This is a genomic window from Phenylobacterium sp. (genome assembly GCF_030697925.1).
Lineage (GTDB): Bacteria > Pseudomonadota > Alphaproteobacteria > Caulobacterales > Caulobacteraceae > Phenylobacterium.
This window is the reverse complement of the sequence record NZ_JAUYOJ010000006.1, coordinates 49,498-66,681: the sequence shown is the minus strand read 5'-3', so window position 1 is coordinate 66,681 and position 17,184 is coordinate 49,498. Positions and strand designations below refer to the sequence as shown.

Sequence of the window (17,184 nt, the reverse complement as noted above, 5' to 3'; positions counted from 1 at the left end):
GGTGAACATCTTGGCCGCGCGGTGCTGCAGGGCCTGGAAGGAGCCGATCACCTGGCCGAACTGCACGCGGACCTTGAGGTAGTCGAGGGTGACCTCGAAGGCCTGGACCGCGGCGCCCAGCATCTCGGCGGCCACGCCCGCCCGCGCCCGGTCGAGGGTCTTTTCCAGCAGGTCCCAGCCGTTGTCGGCCTCGCCCAGGACGGCGTCGGCGCCGACCTCGACATTGTCGAAGCTGACATTGGCCGCGCCGCGGCTGTCGGCGAGCGCCAGGCGCTTGCGGCTGATCCCCTTGGCGTCGGCGGGGACGACGAAGAGGGTGATCCCCTTGGTGTCGCCGGGCGCGCCCGAGGTGCGGGCCGAGACGATGAACACGCCCGCGGCCATGCCTTCCAGCACGAAGGTCTTGGTCCCCGAGAGCTTGTAGCCCGCGCCGGACTTCTCGGCCTTCAGCGCGGTCTTTTCCGGGGCGTGGTGGGCGCCTTCGTCGACCGCCAGGGCGCCGACCACTTCGCCGGCGGCGATCTTCGGCAGCCAGGCGCTCTTCTGGGCGTCGCTGCCGCCCAGCACCAGGGCGCTGGCGGCGGCCAGGCCCGAGGCCAGCAGCGGGGAGGCGGTCAGGGTGCGGCCGGTTTCCTCGAGGATGAGGCCCAGCGACAGGTAGCCGAAGTCGGACCCGCCGTATTCCTCGGGGATGATCACCCCGGCCCAGCCCATCTCGGCCATCTCGTTCCAGGCGTTGACGTCGTAGCCCAGCTCGGCGCCGCTATCGCGCATCTTGCGGAAGGCGGTGACCGGGCTCTTCTCCTGGGTCCAGCTCTTCGCCGCGTCGCGGAGCATGCTCTGTTCTTCGTTCAGAACGGCCATTTCTCTTAAATCCCTATCGATCGTTTGAATGATGGGGGGAGGTGTCTCCCCCGAGTGTCATCCCGGAAAGCGCGGCACGCGCTTGTCCGGGACCCATAAGCATCCGATCCCTCCGGCCAGCCCCGCGCGTCTGGGTTCCGGACTTCCGCCGCTTCGCGGCTCCATCCGGGATGACACTTAGGGTTTGGTGAGGGGTCGGCACGTCGTTTCGCCTAGTTGTTCTGCGTCAGGTCCGGCAGGCCGAGGATCCGCTTGGAGATGATGTTGTTCTGCACCTCCTGGCTGCCGCCATAGATCGTGACAGCCTTGCCGCCCAGCCAGCCGCGCACGGCCATCAGTTCCTCGGGCTTGAAGTCGTCGCCTTCCCAGCCGAGGCCCTGGTGACCCATGATCTCCAGGGTCAGTTCGGCCTTGTCCTGCATCCAGCGGGTGCCGGCGTTCTTCATGATCGAGGTGGCGGCCGAGGGGCCGGAATTGCCCTTGGACTCCAGCATCGCGCGCACGGCGGTCTGCTGGAAGGCGCGGCCGTCGATCTCGTTCATGATGATGCGGGTGCGCAGGTCGCTGTCGCTGATGCGGCCCTTGTCGTCGGTCCCCACATAGTCCTTGGCCAGCTTCGGCAGCGGCTTGGCCGCCATGCCGAACCCGCCGCTGCCGCCCGCGCCCGAGAGGCCCGAGCGCTCGTGCTGCAGGAGGCGCTTGGCGATGGTCCAGCCGCCGTTCAGCGGACCGACCAGGTTCTTCTTGTCGGCGATCGCGTCGGTGAAGAAGGTCTCGCAGAAGGGCGAGTTGCCGGCGATCAGGGGAATCGGGCGGACTTCGACGCCCGGCTGATGCATCGTGAACAGGACGAACGAGATACCCTCATGCTTCTTCGAAGTATCCGTCCGCACGAGACAGAAGCACCAGTCGGCGAATTGTGCGCCTGACGTCCAGATTTTCTGGCCGTTGATGACGAAATGGTCGCCCTTGTCTTCGGCCTTGCACTGAAGGCTGGCCAGGTCCGACCCGGCGCCCGGCTCGCTGAAGCCCTGGCACCATTGCAGGTCGCCCCGGACGATCGACGGGATGTGCTCCTTCTTCTGGTCCTCGGTGCCGTATTCCAGCAGCGTCGGGCCGAACATCATCACGCCCATGCCACCGATGGGGTTATAGGCCCCGGCCCGGCCCAGCTCCTGCTGGATGATCCGGCCCTCGGCCGGCGACAGCCCGCCGCCGCCATAGGCCGCCGGCCAGGTGGGCACGCCCCACCCCTTCGACCCCATAGCCTTGCGCCAGGCTTCCTGGTCGGCGCTGGGCTTGGAGCGCTCCTCGCGCATCGTCGGATTGGGGCGCCCCTTCAGGGACGCCGGGAAGTTCGCCTCGATCCATTCCCGGGCTTCCACCCGGAAGGCGTCGAGGTCGCCGCCGCCAAAATCAGCCATCTAAAAAGTCTCCTTGAAAATAGGGTCGTTCGAAACTCGGTGTCAGCACCCTAGTGGCTCTGGGTCAGGTCCGGGAGTCCCAGGATCCGCTTGGAGATGATGTTGTTCTGCACTTCGTTGGAGCCGCCATAGATCGAGCCTGCCTTGCCCGAGAGCCAGGAGCGCACCGCGGTCCGCTCCTCCTCGGTGAAGCCCTCGCCCTGCCAGCCGAGCCCCTGGTGGCCCATGAATTCCAGGGTCAGCTCCGCCCGGTCCTGGGCGATCTTCATATTGGCGTTCTTCATGATCGAGGTGGCGGCGCTGGGGCCTGAATTACCCTTGGCCTCCAGGGCCGCGCGGCGGACCGTGAGCTGCAGCGCCTTCTGGTCGATCTCGTTCATGACGATACGGGTGCGCAGGTCGGAGTCGGCCAGCCGGCCCTGGTCGTCGGCGCCCACATACTTCTTGGCGATGGCCCCCAGCGCGTCGGGCTTCACACCGGCGCCGCGCGAGCCGTTCATCCCCGAACGCTCATGCTGCAGCAGGCGCTTAGCCACGCTCCAGCCGCCATTCAGCGGGCCGATCAGGTTCTCCTTAGGCACCTTCACATCGGTGATGAAGGTTTCGCAGAACGGCGAGTTGCCGGCGATCAGCAGGATGGGGCGGACTTCAACGCCCGGCTGATGCATTTCGAAGACGACGAAGGAAATGCCTTCATGCTTCTTGGTCGTATCGGTGCGGACCAGGCAGAAGATCATGTCGGCGTACTGGGCGCCGCTCGTCCAAATCTTGGATCCGTTGACGAGGAAGTGGTCGCCCTTGTCTTCAGCGCGGGTCTGAAGACTTGCCAGGTCCGATCCGGCGCCCGGCTCGGAGAAGCCCTGGCACCAGCGGACCTTGGCGGCGACGATGTCGGGGATCCACTTCTGCTTCTGCTCTTCGGTGCCGTATTCCAGCAGGGTGGGGCCGAACATGCCCACGCCCATGCCGCCGATCGGGTTGACGGCGCCGATGGCGGCCATCTCCTGCTGCAATACCCGAGCCTCGGCAGGCGACAGCCCGCCGCCGCCATACTGGGCCGGCCAGGTGGGCGTGCCCCAGCCCCGCGCGCCCATGCGCTCCTTCCAGACCGCCCAGTCGCCAGTCGCCTCGGCCGGGCTCATGGCCAGGGCCTGCAGCGCCTCGGGATCGCCGCGCAGGGAATTCGGAAAATTGGCCTCGAGCCAGGCGCGCGCGTCGGCGCGGAAGGCTTCCAAATCGGAGTCGCCAAAGTCAGCCATGAAAATTCTCCCTAATATTCATTATCTTAGCAATCACTATAGCATGAAGCCTAGACCCCCGGGTGGGCCTCCGTCTACTTCGGATCGGGTAGGCCGAGCACCCGCTTGGCCACCACGTTGAGGTTGATCTCCGAGGTGCCGCCCTCGATGGAGTTGCCCTTGGAGCGCAGCCAGGTGCGCACCGCGGCCAGCTCCGGCCCGTCGAATCCCTCGCCCTCCCAGCCCAAGCCACTGGAGCCCAGGGCCTCGACGATCAGCTCGTTGCGGTCCATGGCGACCTTGGCGCCGGCATACTTCATGATCGAAGTGGCGGCCGAAGGTCCATTGCCCGCCTTCGACTCGTCGGCGGCGCGGCGCACGGTGAGCTGAAAGGCCCTGACCTCCATCAGGTGTTCGGTCACCCGCCGGCGCAGGTCGGGGTCGGCAAGCCGCCCGGCCTCGTCGACCCCTACATAGTCCTTGGCGGCGTGCAGCACGGTCAGCGCGGCCACCGGCGCCCCGATCGAACCGCCGCCCAGGCCCGCCGAGATATTGTCGCGCTCGAACTGCAGCAGCCGCTTGGCCACAGTCCAGCCGCCGTTCAGCGGCCCGAACAGCTGGTCCTTCGGGACCTTCACCTCGGTGAAGAAGGTCTCGCAGAACGGCGAGGTCCCGTTGATCAGGGGGATCGGCCGCACCTCGACCCCCGGCGACCGCATGTCGATCAGCAGGAAGGAGATGCCCTCGTGCTTCTTGGCGGTGTCGGTGCGCACTAGGCAGAAGCACCAGTCGGCGAGGTTGGCTCCGCTCGTCCAAATTTTTGAGCCCGTGACGAGGTAGTGGTCGCCCTTATCCTCGGCGCGCGTCTGCAGCCCCGCCAGGTCAGACCCGGCGCCCGGCTCCGAATAGCCTTGGCACCAGCGGACCGAGCCGGTGACGATCCCGGGCAGGTGCTGGCGCTTCAGCTCCTCGGTCCCGTATTCGATCAGGGTCGGCCCGAACATCATCACGCCCATGCCGCCGATCGGGTTGCGGGCGCCGATCCTGGCCATCTCCTCGGCGAGGGCCCGGGCCTCGGCGCGGGAGAGGCCGCCGCCGCCGTATTGGGCCGGCCAGGTGGGCGTGCCCCAGCCGCGCGAGCCCATGGCTTCGCGCCACTGCTTGGCGGCGGGCGTTTCCTTGCCGCCCTGGGCCGCGGCCAGCTGGGCGGCCGGATCGGCCTTCAACTCGGCCGGGAAGTTCGCCTCGAGCCAAGTCCGAGCCTCCGCGCGGAAGGCTTGCGTGTCGTCGCCGCCGAAGTCAGCCATGGAAATTCGCCTTCAAAAAATGGTCGTTCGAAAAGATCGTCGCCATCCGAAAAATAGGACGCCGCCGGAAAGGCTATTTCGGATCGGGCAGGCCCAGAACCCGCTTGGCCACCACGTTCAAGTTGACCTCGGAGGTGCCGCCCTCGATGGAATTGCCCTTCGAGCGAAGCCAGCCGTGGGTGGCGACCAGCTCGGCGGGACTGAAACCCTCGCCCTCCCAGCCTAGGCCCTGATGGCCCAGGGTCTCGACCATGAGCTCGGAGCGCTCCTGGGCGAAGGTGGCCGCCGCATACTTGATGATCGAGGTCGCCGCCGACGGACCGTTGGAGGCCCGCGCCTCGGCCGCCGTCCGCGCGATCGTCTTGTAAAGGCAGTCGAAATCCATCTTGTTCTTGGTGATGCGCATGCGCAGGTCGCGGTCGGCCACCGCGCCGGTGGCGTCCTGGCCGAGATGGGTCTTGGCGATCTGGCCGAGGTCCCCAGCCGAGCCGCCGGCCCCGCCGCCGCTGCCGAAGCCGCCCGAGATATTCTGCCGCTCGTATTGGAGGAGCCGCTTGGCGATCTCCCAGCCGCCGTTGACCTTGCCCACCAGATGGTTCTTCGGGATCTTCACGTCGGTGAAGAAGGTCTCGCAGAACGGGCTCTCGCCGGAGATCAGCTGGATCGGCCGGGTTTCGACGCCCGGTGTGGTCATGTCGATCAGCACGAAGGAAATGCCCTCGTGCTTCTTGGTTGTATCCGTACGAACCAAGCAGAAGCACCAGTCCGCCTCGTTGGCGTAAGATGTCCAGATTTTTTGGCCGTTAATCAGCCAGTGATCACCCTTGTCTTCACAGCGAGTTGCTAGAGCCGCCAGATCCGAACCTGCGCCCGGTTCGGAGTATCCCTGGCACCAACGGATATCGCCATTGATGATCTTGGGAAGGTGTTCATTTTTCTGCTCTTCGGTCGCGTATTCCAGCAGGACCGGACCCAGCATCCAGACGCCGAAGGAGGCCAGCGGGGCGCGGTAGCGTCCGGCGGACATCTCCTGGTCCAGCACGCGGGCCTGGGCGGGGGTCAGACCGCCGCCGCCATAGGCCGCGGGCCAGGCGGGCGCCGTCCAGCCCTTCTGCGCCATGCGGGTCATCCAGACGCGCTGCGGATCGGTGGAGCCGGCGAAGGCGCGACCGCCCCAGACGGCCTCCGGATCGGTCCTGGCCTCGGGACCGCGCAGCTCGGCCGGATAGTTGGCTTCCAGCCATTCACGAACTTCGGCGCGGAATGCGTCAAGTTCGCCGACGCCGAAATCGGCCATGGGACCCTCCTGGTTTTTCCAGGCCACATTAGCGTCGGGACCGGCGGGAGCAAGCGAGACGAAACAGTTGTTTGATCTTGCGGCGGGCTGCGTCGCGGGCAAATCGCGCTATAGGTTCGCGCGACCGAGGCGATCTCTGGCGGGCGTATGCGATTTTGGCAGGAACTGAAGCCGACGGTGTATGCCGCGGCCCCGATCGCGGCGGCGGCGCTCAGCCTCACCGCCGGGATCATGCTCCTGGCCTCCGGGGCCACGCCCTCCATCCCTGACCGCTTCGTGGCGCTCTACAAGGTCACGCCGGTGGTGCTGATCGAGGTGAGCCACTTCCTCTCCAGCATCGTCGGCCTGATGCTCGTCTTGCTGGCCTTCGGCCTGAAGGCGCGGCTGGACGCGGCCTGGGCCGCGGCGGTGGCCGCCCTGCTGATCGCGGCTCCGCTGGCCCTGCTCAAGGCCTTCGCCTGGGAGGAAGCCGCGACCCTGGCGGTGATGGCGACGGTCCTGATCCCGCTGCACGGCGCCTTCCCACGCAAGGCGCGGCTCTCCAGCATGGAGGTGACGCCGGGCTGGCTGTTCTCGGCCTTCGCCGTGGTCGCGGGGGCGGGCCTGCTGGGCCTCTGGTCGTTCCAGCACGCCGACTATGGCGACATGCCGTTCTGGAAGCTGATGGCCGACGCCGACGCCGCGCGCGCGGCCCGTGCCTGGGCCGGGGCGGCGGTGTTGCTGTTCGCCTTCGGAATCTGGCGGCTGATCGCTTCGGCGGCCACGCCCAAGGTGGTGGGGGAATCCGACCCTGAACTCGCCCGGGTGCGCGCCATCCTGGCCAAGGCGCGGGAGGCCGAGCCAGGTTCCAACCTCGCCCTGCTGGGGGACAAGCGCTTCATCTTCTCCGCCACGGGCGAGAGCTTCCTGATGTTCGGCGTGCGCGGCCGCTCCTGGATCGCCCTGGGCGCGCCGGTCGGAAACCCGGACGAGCGTATGGAGCTGTTCTGGCGGTTCCGCGAACTGGCCGACGCCCATGCCGCCCGCCCGGGCTTCTACGGCCTGGACGCCGAGGATCTGCCCGACATCGTCGAGCTGGGCTTCTCGATCTCCAAGGTCGGCGAGTCCGCGGCCGTCGCCCTGGACAGCTTCTCGATCGAGGGCACCAAGCGCGGCAACCTGCGGCGGGCCTGGCGTCAGGCCTGCGAGGCCGGAGCCAGCTTCGAGGTCGTGCCGCCGCGGGGCGTCTGGGAGATCATGCCGCAGTTGCAGGCGATCTCCGACGCCTGGCTGGTCCACCACGCCGGCGGCGACAAGAGCTTCTCCATGGGCGGCTTCTATCCCAACTACGTGGCGGAGTTCCCGGTGGGAATCGTGCGTTTCGAGGGACGGATCGTCGCCTTCGCCACCCTATGGGTGACCGCCCACAAGAGCTCGTTCTCCATGGACCTGATGCGCTACGTCGAGGACGGCCCCAAGCGGATCATGGACTATCTGTTCGTCGAGTTGATCGAGTGGGGCCGGGAGCAGGGCTATCAGGCCATCGACTTCGGCATGGCGCCCCTGTCGGGCCTGGACGACCGGCCGCTGGCCCCGGTGCTGTCGCGGGTGGGCGCGCTGATCTTCGAGCGCGGCGAGGACATCTACAACTTCCAAGGCGTGCGTTCCTACAAGGGGAAGTACGACCCGGTCTGGCGGCCCCGCTACATCGCAGCCCCCAACAAGTGGGCGATTCCGTTGATCCTGGCCGACATGGGGCTGCTCACCTCGGGCGGCATGGCCAGCCTCGCCAAGCGTCCGAGGCGGGCCGAAGAAGCCCAGGCCGTGGCGGCCTAATGAAGTGCTCAATTCGTCCTTCGCCCCTTGTGGGAGAAGGACACGCAACCGACGAGCGCCTAGCGGCCCGTCGTCACGCCCAGCAGGTTGACGATGTGCACCATGAGGAACAGGGCGAGCGCAGAGGCGGTGACCATGATGAAGCGCCAGGGCGCCAGGCGCGGGCCCTTGGCGAAGTTCGGGGGCCGGGCGCCGCGCCAGCCGGCGAAAGCCGCCAGGGCCAGCAGGGCGGCGCAGAGCACCGCGGAGAGCGTCAAGGTCATCTGCGACCGCGTAGCGCAGCCGCGAGGTTTCGGCAAAGATGAACCAAACCTAAACCCTTAATGACATCTTAACCCAAGGCGGGCTTGGATTCCCACAGGCCCGCGACCTTCTGCCGTCGTCCACAGGCAATCGCGCCGTACGCTACATATAGTGGCCTCGGCGCGTTTACACCCCAAGGATCGGTAGTTAGCGTCAGGGTTAGGCGGGGAGAACGATTCGATGACGTCGGCGACGCCCTGGAGCGTCAAGGGGATCGATCCCAAGGCTCGGGAGGTCGCAAAGGACCTGGCCCGTCGCTCCGGAATGACGCTCGGTGAGTGGCTCAACCGCATGATCCTCGAGGACGTCGAGGACGGCGGTCCCGAGGAGATCACCTCCCAGGCCTATTTCACCCAGCGCCCGGAACGGGCCTATATCGAGACCCCGAGGGCGCCGGAGCCCGCGCCGCGGACGCCGCCGAGCCGCTTTGAGGCCCCTCAGCACCCCGCCGACGAGATCGGCCGCATCGGCATGGCGCTGGATCGCCTATCGGGCAAGATCGAGCAGGGCGCGGGTCACCCCCGGATCGACCCGGCGCCGACCGCCACCGAGCTCGCGGTACGTGAAGCCCTGGTCCGCCTGGAAGTCGCCGAGCGTGAGAACATCGCCGTGGCCGCCCGCTTCGAGGGCGCGGTCCAGGAAGCCCGCGGCGAGCAGGCGCGCCTGGCCGAACGCCTGCGCCGGATCGAGCTGGAGGCCTCCGGACCCCGCTCGGCCGAAGCCCTGCGCTCCCTGGAAGCCGCCTTGGGCAAGGTCGCCACCCACCTCTATGAGGGCGAGGGCCGCACCCGCGAGACCCTTGAGGTCATGGAGCAGCGGATCGAGGAGCTCTCGAACAGCGGCTGGGGCGACCCAGCCACCCTGATCGAGGAGGTCGCTTCCCGGGTCGACGCCCGGCTGAGCGACGCAGAGACCCGCACGGCCGAGGCCCTGATCGACCTCGGCAAGGCCTTCGCGAATCTGGACGACCGGGTCGAGACCATCGAGAAGGGCGCTGGCCCGGCGATCGAGGAGCGGCTGACCGCCCTCTCGACCACCCTATCGCAGCGCGTGGAGCAGGTTCGCGGCGAGATCGCCCAGAAGCTGCAGGCCGCCGCCGACGGCCGCTTCGACCGCATGGAGTCCAAGCTCGGCGAAATGGCCGAGACCGTGCGCAAGGCTGAGACCGCCTCCGGCCAGGCCATCGAGAAGATGGGCCGCGAGGTCCTGACCATGGCCGACACGCTGAACCGGCGCGTCCAGGCCACCGAACAACGCAGCGCCGACGCCATCGACCAGGTCGGCGGCGAGGTCGCCCGCATCGCCCAGGCCATGGAGACTCGGCTGGGCCGCAGCGAGGGCGTCCACGCCGAGGCGCTGGAGCGGCTGGGCTCGGAAATCGGCAAGATCACCGAGCGGCTGGCCGAACGGATCGGCAGCTCCGAGCGCCGCGCGGCCCAGGCCATCGACGACGTCGGCGAACAGGTCGCCCGCGTCAGCGAGCGGATCCAGCAGCGCCACGACCGCAGCTCCGAGGACCTGTCCGAGCGCATCCGCCTCAGCGAGGAGCGCACGGCGCGCCTGCTGGACGAGGCCCGCGAGAAGATCGACCGCAGCCTGGCCGAGTCCCAGCGCCGGCTGGCCGAACAGATGGCCGCCGCCACACCGCCGCGCGCCGCCGAACCGCCTTCACCCTTCGACTCCGATCCCTTCGCCGACTTCGGTCCGGCCGAGCCGGTGGCCGATCCCCTCGCCCTGCAGGCCTTCGCGGCGCCAGGCGCGGCATCCGAGGCGCGCAGCGAGCCCGCCGCCCCGTTCCCCAGCGAGCCGGAGCGCCCGGCCTTCGACGCCGCCGATTTCGAGGCCGCCGACGGCTTCGCCCCCATCGAGACCGTCTCTGAAGAAGTTGAGGCCCCCACCGAGCAGGTCGAGGGCCTGCAGCCGGAGCCCACGATCGAGCCCGAGCCCGAGCAACTTGTGTTCGACACCGCGCCGACCGCTTCGGCCGCCGAGGAAATCGACCTCGACGCCACCCAGCACGACTTCCCGGAGTTGGAGGACGAGACCCTCCACGACCCGCCGCTCCAGGCCCAGGAACCGGAAGCCGCCCAGGAAGACGAGCCGCCCCGGCCGCTGTCCACCCGCGAAGTCATCGAGCAGGCCCGCGCCGCGGCCCGCGCGGCGGCGAGCCCCGGCGACGCCAAAAAAGCCAAGGGCCGGCTCGAGAAGTTCCTCAAGCCCTCGGACAAGCTTGCCAAGCCGGACAAGGCTGGCAAGCCCACGGGCAAGTCGCTGTTCTCCGGCTTCGGCGCCCGCCCCCCCAAGCGGGCGGCCGGCTCGGCCCTCTATAGCGCCCTGCTGGTCGCCGGTGGCGCGGCCTTCCTCAGCCTGGGCGCGGCCGGCATCATCGTCATGGATGGCCAGCCCGGCGGCGACCCGCCCCAGCGCGTGGCCGACGCCCTGGCCACCCTGAAGGGCCAGAACGGCGAGATCACCGGCGCCGAAGCCGACACCACCCCATTCCCGGACAGCCGCGCCGCGGTCGCCCTGGCGCCTATGGCGATCACCGCCCTGCCGGCTACGCCGGAGGTAAGCGCTGAACTGGCCACGCTTTACGCCGACGCGGTCAGCGCCATCGAGACCAAGCAGGCCGGCGGTCTGGAAAACCTGCGCAAGGCCGCCAATCTCGGCCACTCGCCGGCCCAGTTCTATCTCGCCAAGCTCTATGAGAAGGGCGAGGCAGGCTTGAAGGCCGATCCGGCCGAGGCGCGGCGCTGGACCGAACGCGCGGCCCAGGGCGGCAACCGTCACGCCATGCACAATCTGGGCATCGCCTTCATAAACGGCGACGGCGGGCCGAAGAACTCGACCACCGCGGCCCAGTGGTTCCGCCGCGCGGCCGACCTCGGCCTGGTCGACAGCCAGTTCAATCTGGGCGCCCTCTACGAACAGGGCCTGGGCGTCAGCCAGAACGCCGCCGAGGCCTACAAGTGGTACCTGATCGCTGCGAAGGCCGGCGACGAGGGCGCGCTGAAGAGCGCCGCCCGGGTCCGCTCCGACCTGTCGGGTGAGGCGCGCAGCATCGCCGAGAACGCCGCCCGCAGCTATCGCGCCGCGACGCCGAACCCGTCCCTGGCCTCGACGGTCATGTCGCCGGCGCCGACGGTGGCCACCGCACAGCGGGCGTTGTCGAAGCTCGGCTATTACGAAGGCCCCGTCGATGGCGTGCCTTCCCCGGCGTTGAAGATGGCGATCGTGGCCTATCAGCGGAACGAGACCCTGCCGCCGACCGGAACGCTCGACCAGACGACTGTCTCGCGCCTGCAGGTCTTCACGCGGTGACCCTGGCCGCGTAAGGCGGTCGGGCCGCAACCAACTCCGCCCGAAGGCGTGACTGTTTGGACCTTTACCTACCGATAGCCGAGGTCTCGGTAAACGCCCCCCTGCTAGTGGCGCTCGGCGCCGCGGTGGGGTTCATCTCGGGCCTGTTCGGCATCGGCGGCGGCTTCCTGATGACCCCGATCCTGGTCTTCCTCGGCATTCCGCCCGTCGTGGCGGTGGCCAGCGAGGCCAACCACGTCGCCGCCTCCTCGACCTCCAGCGTCATCTCCTACACCCGGCGCAAGGCGGTGGATTTCCGGATGGGCGGGGTGCTGGCCGCGGGCGGGGCCGTGGGGTCCTTCCTGGGCGTCGAGGTGTTCCGCTGGCTGCGGCTGCTGGGCCAGGCCGACCTGGTGGTGTCGCTGTCCTATCTGGTCTTCCTGGGCGTCATCGGCGCCCTGATGCTGTGGGAGTCGCTGGGGTCGATCCTGCGACGCCGGCGTGGCGGCGGCGCCGGTCCCCGTCGCGACCGCCGCCCGCCCTGGCTCTACGGCCTGCCGCTGAAGATGCGATTCCCGCGCTCGCGGCTCTATATCAGCGTCATCCCCCCGGTCCTGCTGGGGGTCTTCGTGGGCGTGCTGTCGGCGATCATGGGGGTGGGCGGCGGCTTCATCCTGGTGCCGGCCATGGTCTATGTGCTGCGCATGCCGGCCGGGGTGGTGGTCGGCACCAGCCTGTTCCAGATCATCATCACCACCTCGCTCACCAGCGTCCTGCAGGCCGGCCGCAACCAGACCGTCGACGTGGTGCTGGCCACCCTGCTGCTGATCGGCGGCGTTCTGGGAGCCCAGGTCGGGGCGCGGGCCTCCTCACGCTTCCGGGCCGAGGAGCTGCGCGCCCTGCTGGCGATCATCGTCCTGGCGGTGGGTCTGCGCATGGGACTCGGCCTATTCTTCACCCCCGATGAGCCCTTCGTCCTGATGGCGGGGAACGGCTGATGGTCGACGCCCTTCCACCGCCAACTCCATCCCAGGCTCCGGCCGCCGCTGTCTCGGCCGCCCTGACCACGACCAGCGTCAAGGTCACCTCCAGCTTCCGCGGCGCGCGCATCGTGCTCTATGGCGCGGTGTTCGATCCGGCCGCCCGACCTAGCGACGTGGTGGTGATCGTGCGCGGTCCCGACGCCCCGCTGCGCATCGCGCGCAAGACCAAGGTGGCCGGCATCTGGGTCAATTCCCGGCCGGTGGTGTTCGAGGGCGCGCCCGGATTCTACATGACCGCCTCGACCCGGCCGCTGGACCAGATCGCGGGCTTCGGCCCGCTGCGGCGGCTGGGGGCGGGCATCGACCACCTGGCCATCAACGCCCCCTTCGAGCAGCGGGTGGAGACCCGCTATGGGGTCCGCGACGTGGTGGTCAGCCGCCTGGGCGCCGACTATCTCGACTGGCGTCGCGCCGTCGTGCGGCTGAAGCAGAACGCCGGCCTCTACGCCGCCGACGACCGCGGCGTGACCTTCGTCGATCGGGGCCTGTTCAAGGCTGAGATCGATCTGCCGACCGCCGCCCCGATCGGGGTCTACACCGCCGAGATCATCCTCTTCCAGGACGGCCACCCCGTCTCGCGGCGCCTGCGCGGCCTGACGGTGGAAAAGGTCGGTGTCGAGCGGGCTCTTTACCTTTTCGCCCACCAGAGGCCATGGTCATACGGCTTGGCGTCGGTCGTCATCGCCTTGGCGGCTGGCTGGGCCGCCTCGGTCGCCTTCCGGAGGAACTGACCGCTTGGACATTCGCGCCGAAGTCGAGCTCGAAGCGGCCGCCGCGCCGCTTCCGCTCTGGATCATCGCCCTGCTCTGCATGGTCCCGTTTCCGGCCTCTGCCCTGGCCTACGCCTATGGGCCGGCGGACGTCGCGGGGCCGGCCCTGACGGTGATCCTGACCTGGTCGGCGGTGGTGATGGGGTTCCTGGGCGGCATCCGCTGGGGCCTGGAGAGTGCGCGGACTGAGCCGCGCTGGACGCGGCTGGTCCATTCGCTGATCTCGCCCATAGCCGGTTGGGCGTTGCTGTTCACCCGCGGGACCATCGACACGCCCTGGCTGCTGTGCGGCTTCCTGGTCGCCTTCATTCTGCAATGGCTGTTCGACCACACCGCCCCCGACGTGCCGGCCCGCTATCCGAAGCTCATGACGGTCCTGACCCTGGGGGCGGGCCTCTCCCTGGCCGTGGCCCTGGAAAAGGCCCTGACGCTCTAGTCGCCGGCGACTGATCGCCAGCCGACCGCGTGGACCCGGTCAGCGCCGAGCGCGCCGCAGAGCGGGTCGCGCGAGAAGAAGCCCGCGAAGGCCTGGTCGCGGACGCTGAGACCGCCGGCATAGGCGCCGAAGGCCGGGACCACCATCCGCTCGCCATCCGTGACGAAGCACCGCCGCCGCACGCTGCCGCGGGAGGCTGTCACCCGGGCGCAGGGGTGGAGGTGACCTGCGACCTCGCCGGGCTGCAGGCCGGCCTGTGGTTCGTGGCGCAAGGTCAGCCCGGCGACCGTGAGTTCGTCGGCCACCTCGCCGGGCAGGGTCTGGGGACCGTCGGCGTCATGATTGCCGATCACCCAGATCAGCCGGGTCAGCCCCGCCAGGTCGCGCAGGCGCTGGGCGTCGTCCTCCGCCAGCCGCGCCTCGGAGGTGCGGTCATGGAAGGTGTCGCCAAGCAGGACCACGGCCTGAGGCGCGGCCGCGGCGACCTCGGCGGCCAGGCGCGCGAGGGTGTCGCGGGTGTCGTAGGGCGGCAGCATCTGGCCGCGCATGGCGAAGGACGAACCCTTTTCCAGGTGCAGGTCGGCCACCACCAGCATGCGGGCCTGCTCGATCCATAGGGCCCCGCTGGTGCGCAGGATCACATCGGCGCCGAGCAGGGTGGTGCGCAGGCCGCCGCAGGGGCTGGCCCCGAAGGCGTAAGGCTGACGGGGCTGGGCGAGCGCGCTCATGCCAGGGCCTCGGCGATCAGGTCGCCCTCGGCCTCGGCCAGGATCCGCTCGCCGGTCTGGCCGGGAGAGCGCTCCTTGCCGATCTCCAGCAGGATCGGCACCGAGAAGGGGGACAGGTGGTCGAGGGCGGCGTGACGGATGCGGCCCTTGATCCGCGCCAGCATCAGGCCCAGGCGCGCCACGTCGATCAGGCCGGTGGCGGCGTCATCCCGCGCGCAGCGGAGCAGCAGGTGGTCGGGCTGGTGGCGGCGGAGCACGTCGTAGATCAGGTCCGTTGAGAAGGTTATCTGGCGCCCGGTTTTCTCCTCGCCCGGGAATCGCCGCTCGATAAGCCCGGAGATGATCGCACAGCCCTTGAAGGCGCGCTTCATCATGAAGCTCTCGGCGAGCCAGGATTCCAGATCGTCGCCCAGCATGTCCTGGTCGAAGAGTTCGTCGAAATCGAGTCCGTCCAGCGGCTGCTGCGCCCAGACCGCCATCGCATAGTCGTTGCAGACGAAGCCCAGCGGCTCGGCGCCCAGCCGCTCCAGCCGCCGGGTCAGCAGCATGGCCAGGGTGGTGTGCGCCAGACGCCCCTCGAACGGATAGACCACCAGGAAGTGACGCTTTCCGCGCGGGAAGGTCTCCAGCAGCATCTCCTCGTCCTTTGGGATCAGGGAGCGGTCGCGCTGGATCTCCAGCCATTCGCGCACGTCGGCGGGCAGGACCTTCCAGTGCTCCTGGTCGAACATCAACTCGCGCACCCGCTTGGCCAGGAAGGTGGAGAGGGCGAACTTCGAGCCGCCCCAGGAAGGCATCTTGGGATCCTTGTGCGTGGCCGGCCGGACCAGGACCTCCATGCCGGTCACAGCCACCAGCGACCAGACCTGGCCGGCGAAGACGAAGGTGTCGCCGGGATCCAGCATCTCCAGCATGCCCTCCTCGACTTCGCCGACCTTGCGTCCGCCGCGCAGGGACTTACCCATGGCGATCCTCACCGTGAGCATGGCGGGCGAGAGGATGGCGCCGACGTTCAGTCGATGGCGCTGGGCGGTCTGGGGATTGCGCACCCGCCACAGGCCGTCCAACCCCTTCACGATCCGCCGGAACCGGTCGTAGGTCTTCAGCGCATAGCCGCCGGTGGAGACGAAATCGACGACCTGCTCGAAATCCTCCCAAGGCAGGTCGCGATAGGGCCCGGAGCGGCGGACCTCGTCATAGAGGGCGAGCAGGTCGAAGGGCTCGGAGCAGGCGCAGCCCATGACGTGCTGGGCCAGGACGTCCAGGGCGCCGACCCGGGCAGGGTCGCCGTCGAAGCGGTTCTCGGCGATGGCCTCCCGGGCGGCTTGGCATTCCAGCATCTCGAAGCGGTTGGCTGGCACGAAGAGAGCCCGTGAGGGCTCGTCCAGCCGGTGGTTGGCCCGGCCGATCCGCTGGACCATGCGGCTGGCGCCCTTGGGCGAGGCGAGTTGGATCACCAGGTCCACGTCGCCCCAGTCGATGCCCAGGTCGAGGGTGGAGGTGCAGACCACCGCCTTCAGCTCGCCGCGCGCCATGGCCGCCTCGACCTTGCGGCGTTGCTCGGCGGCGAGCGAGCCGTGGTGGAGGGCGATGGGCAAATTGTCGTCGTTGAGCCCCCAGAGCTCTTGGAACGCGAACTCGGCCTGGAAGCGGGTGTTGACGAAGACCAGGGCGGTCTTGGCCGTCTTGATGGTCTCATAGACTTCTTCCATGGCGTGCTGGGCGGTGTGGCCCGCCCAGGGCACCCGGCCCTCCGACAGCAGCATGTCGACGATGGGCGCGGCCCCGGGCGGACCGCGAACCAGGTCGATGGTGTCTTCGGGACGCCCAGATGCTCCCCCTCTGGGGGAGCTGTGGGCGAAGCCGACCGAGGGGGACTTTGACGTCTTCTTGCGCGCTTCAACCCCCTCCACCGCTTCGCGGTCCCCCTCCCCCGGAGGGGGAGGATCTTGCTGTCCGGCGGGCGACGCGCAGGCCAGCCAGCGGCGGATCACGTCGGGATCGTCCACCGTGGCCGACAGCCCCACCCGGCGCAGGCCGGGCGCGAAGCGCTGCAGGCGCGCCAGGTCCAGCGCTAGCAGGTCGCCGCGCTTGGAAGCGTGGATGGCGTGGATCTCGTCGACGATCACGCACTTCAGGTTCTCGAAATAGAGCCGGGCCCCCTCCCAGGCGCAGAACAGGGCGAGCTGTTCGGGGGTGGTCAGCAGGATGTCGGGGGGCTTGACCCGCTGGCGCTGCTTGCGCGCCTGGCCGGTGTCGCCGGTGCGGCTCTCGGCGACGATGGGCAGGCCCATCTGGAGGATCGGCGCCATGAGGTTGCGCTCGACATCGACGGCCAGCGCCTTCAGCGGCGAGATGTAGAGGGTGTGGATGCCCTGGGGCGTGTTGGGCGGCGGCCGCTCGGACAGCTCGATCAGGCTTGGCAGAAAGCCGGCCAGGGTCTTGCCGCCGCCGGTGGGGGCGATCAGCAGGGCGTCGCGGCCCTCGCGAGCCTTGGCCACCATGTCGAGCTGATGGGCGCGCGGGCTCCAGCCCCGGTCCTCGAACCAGCCGGCGAAACGTTCGGGCAGGAGATCCGGCGCGGTCGCCGCTGCGTCAGCCATCCCGTCGCCTATAACATGTTCCCGTTACGTTTCACTCGAACACTACCTAATGGCCA

At 68.8% G+C, this 17,184-nt stretch carries 13 protein-coding genes; 5 read left to right on the top strand and 8 right to left on the bottom strand.

Features of this window, described 5'->3' with window-relative positions; translation table 11 throughout:
* The 5 genes from Q8Q88_RS00970 to Q8Q88_RS00950 form a co-directional block, all read right to left on the bottom strand.
* On the bottom strand, positions 1-864 hold an 864-nt coding region (locus tag Q8Q88_RS00970), incomplete at its 3' end, for an acyl-CoA dehydrogenase family protein (RefSeq protein WP_305673330.1).
* Between the two features lie 212 nt (positions 865-1,076).
* A complete protein-coding gene (locus tag Q8Q88_RS00965) occupies positions 1,077-2,288 on the bottom strand; it encodes an acyl-CoA dehydrogenase family protein (RefSeq protein WP_305673329.1) in 1,212 nt (403 codons plus the stop codon).
* A gap of 50 nt (positions 2,289-2,338) precedes the next feature.
* Positions 2,339-3,547: an acyl-CoA dehydrogenase family protein gene (locus Q8Q88_RS00960; RefSeq protein WP_305673328.1), complete on the bottom strand. Its 1,209-nt coding sequence runs from the start codon at positions 3,545-3,547 to the stop codon at positions 2,339-2,341.
* 74 nt (positions 3,548-3,621) lie between these two features.
* The gene (locus tag Q8Q88_RS00955) at positions 3,622-4,833 is read right to left on the bottom strand and encodes an acyl-CoA dehydrogenase family protein (protein ID WP_305673327.1); all 1,212 of its coding nucleotides are present in this window, start codon (positions 4,831-4,833) and stop codon (positions 3,622-3,624) included.
* Between the two features lie 73 nt (positions 4,834-4,906).
* On the bottom strand, positions 4,907-6,130 hold the full coding sequence (locus tag Q8Q88_RS00950) for an acyl-CoA dehydrogenase family protein (protein ID WP_305673326.1): 1,224 nt from the start codon (positions 6,128-6,130) through the stop codon (positions 4,907-4,909).
* Between the two features lie 147 nt (positions 6,131-6,277).
* Between Q8Q88_RS00950 and Q8Q88_RS00945 the strand changes: the two genes are divergently transcribed.
* Entirely contained in the window at positions 6,278-7,945 is a 1,668-nt protein-coding gene (locus tag Q8Q88_RS00945) for a bifunctional lysylphosphatidylglycerol flippase/synthetase MprF (RefSeq protein ID WP_305673325.1), read from the top strand.
* 59 nt (positions 7,946-8,004) lie between these two features.
* On the opposite strand, the gene Q8Q88_RS00940 is transcribed toward Q8Q88_RS00945, so the two are convergent.
* Complete coding sequence (locus tag Q8Q88_RS00940) at positions 8,005-8,208, bottom strand: hypothetical protein (protein WP_305673324.1); 204 nt, start codon at positions 8,206-8,208, stop codon at positions 8,005-8,007.
* Between the two features lie 220 nt (positions 8,209-8,428).
* On the opposite strand from Q8Q88_RS00940, the gene Q8Q88_RS00935 reads away from it, so the two are divergent.
* From Q8Q88_RS00935 to Q8Q88_RS00920, 4 genes are read left to right on the top strand one after another with little or no spacing between them, the layout of a single operon-like run.
* Positions 8,429-11,569 carry a peptidoglycan-binding protein gene (locus tag Q8Q88_RS00935; RefSeq protein WP_305673323.1) on the top strand — a complete coding sequence of 1,047 codons (3,141 nt, stop codon included), beginning with the start codon at positions 8,429-8,431 and terminating at the stop codon, positions 11,567-11,569.
* Between the two features lie 56 nt (positions 11,570-11,625).
* Entirely contained in the window at positions 11,626-12,546 is a 921-nt protein-coding gene (locus Q8Q88_RS00930; protein WP_305673322.1) for a sulfite exporter TauE/SafE family protein, read from the top strand.
* Positions 12,546-13,322 (top strand): TIGR02186 family protein, encoded by a 777-nt coding sequence (locus Q8Q88_RS00925; protein WP_305673321.1) that lies wholly within the window; start codon positions 12,546-12,548, stop codon positions 13,320-13,322. The genes Q8Q88_RS00930 and Q8Q88_RS00925 overlap by 1 nt, the downstream gene beginning before the upstream one ends.
* A 4-nt stretch (positions 13,323-13,326) precedes the next feature.
* Positions 13,327-13,797, top strand: coding sequence for a DUF3429 domain-containing protein (locus Q8Q88_RS00920; protein ID WP_305673320.1), 471 nt, complete (start codon positions 13,327-13,329; stop codon positions 13,795-13,797).
* Here Q8Q88_RS00920 and pdeM read toward each other — a convergent pair.
* Positions 13,794-14,525 (bottom strand): ligase-associated DNA damage response endonuclease PdeM, encoded by a 732-nt coding sequence (gene pdeM / locus Q8Q88_RS00915; RefSeq protein WP_305673319.1) that lies wholly within the window; start codon positions 14,523-14,525, stop codon positions 13,794-13,796. The genes Q8Q88_RS00920 and pdeM overlap by 4 nt on opposite strands.
* Positions 14,522-17,128, bottom strand: a complete 2,607-nt coding sequence (locus tag Q8Q88_RS00910) for a ligase-associated DNA damage response DEXH box helicase (RefSeq protein WP_305673318.1) — start codon at positions 17,126-17,128, stop codon at positions 14,522-14,524. Before Q8Q88_RS00910 ends, pdeM begins: the two co-directional genes overlap by 4 nt.
* Positions 17,129-17,184 lie beyond the last annotated feature (56 nt).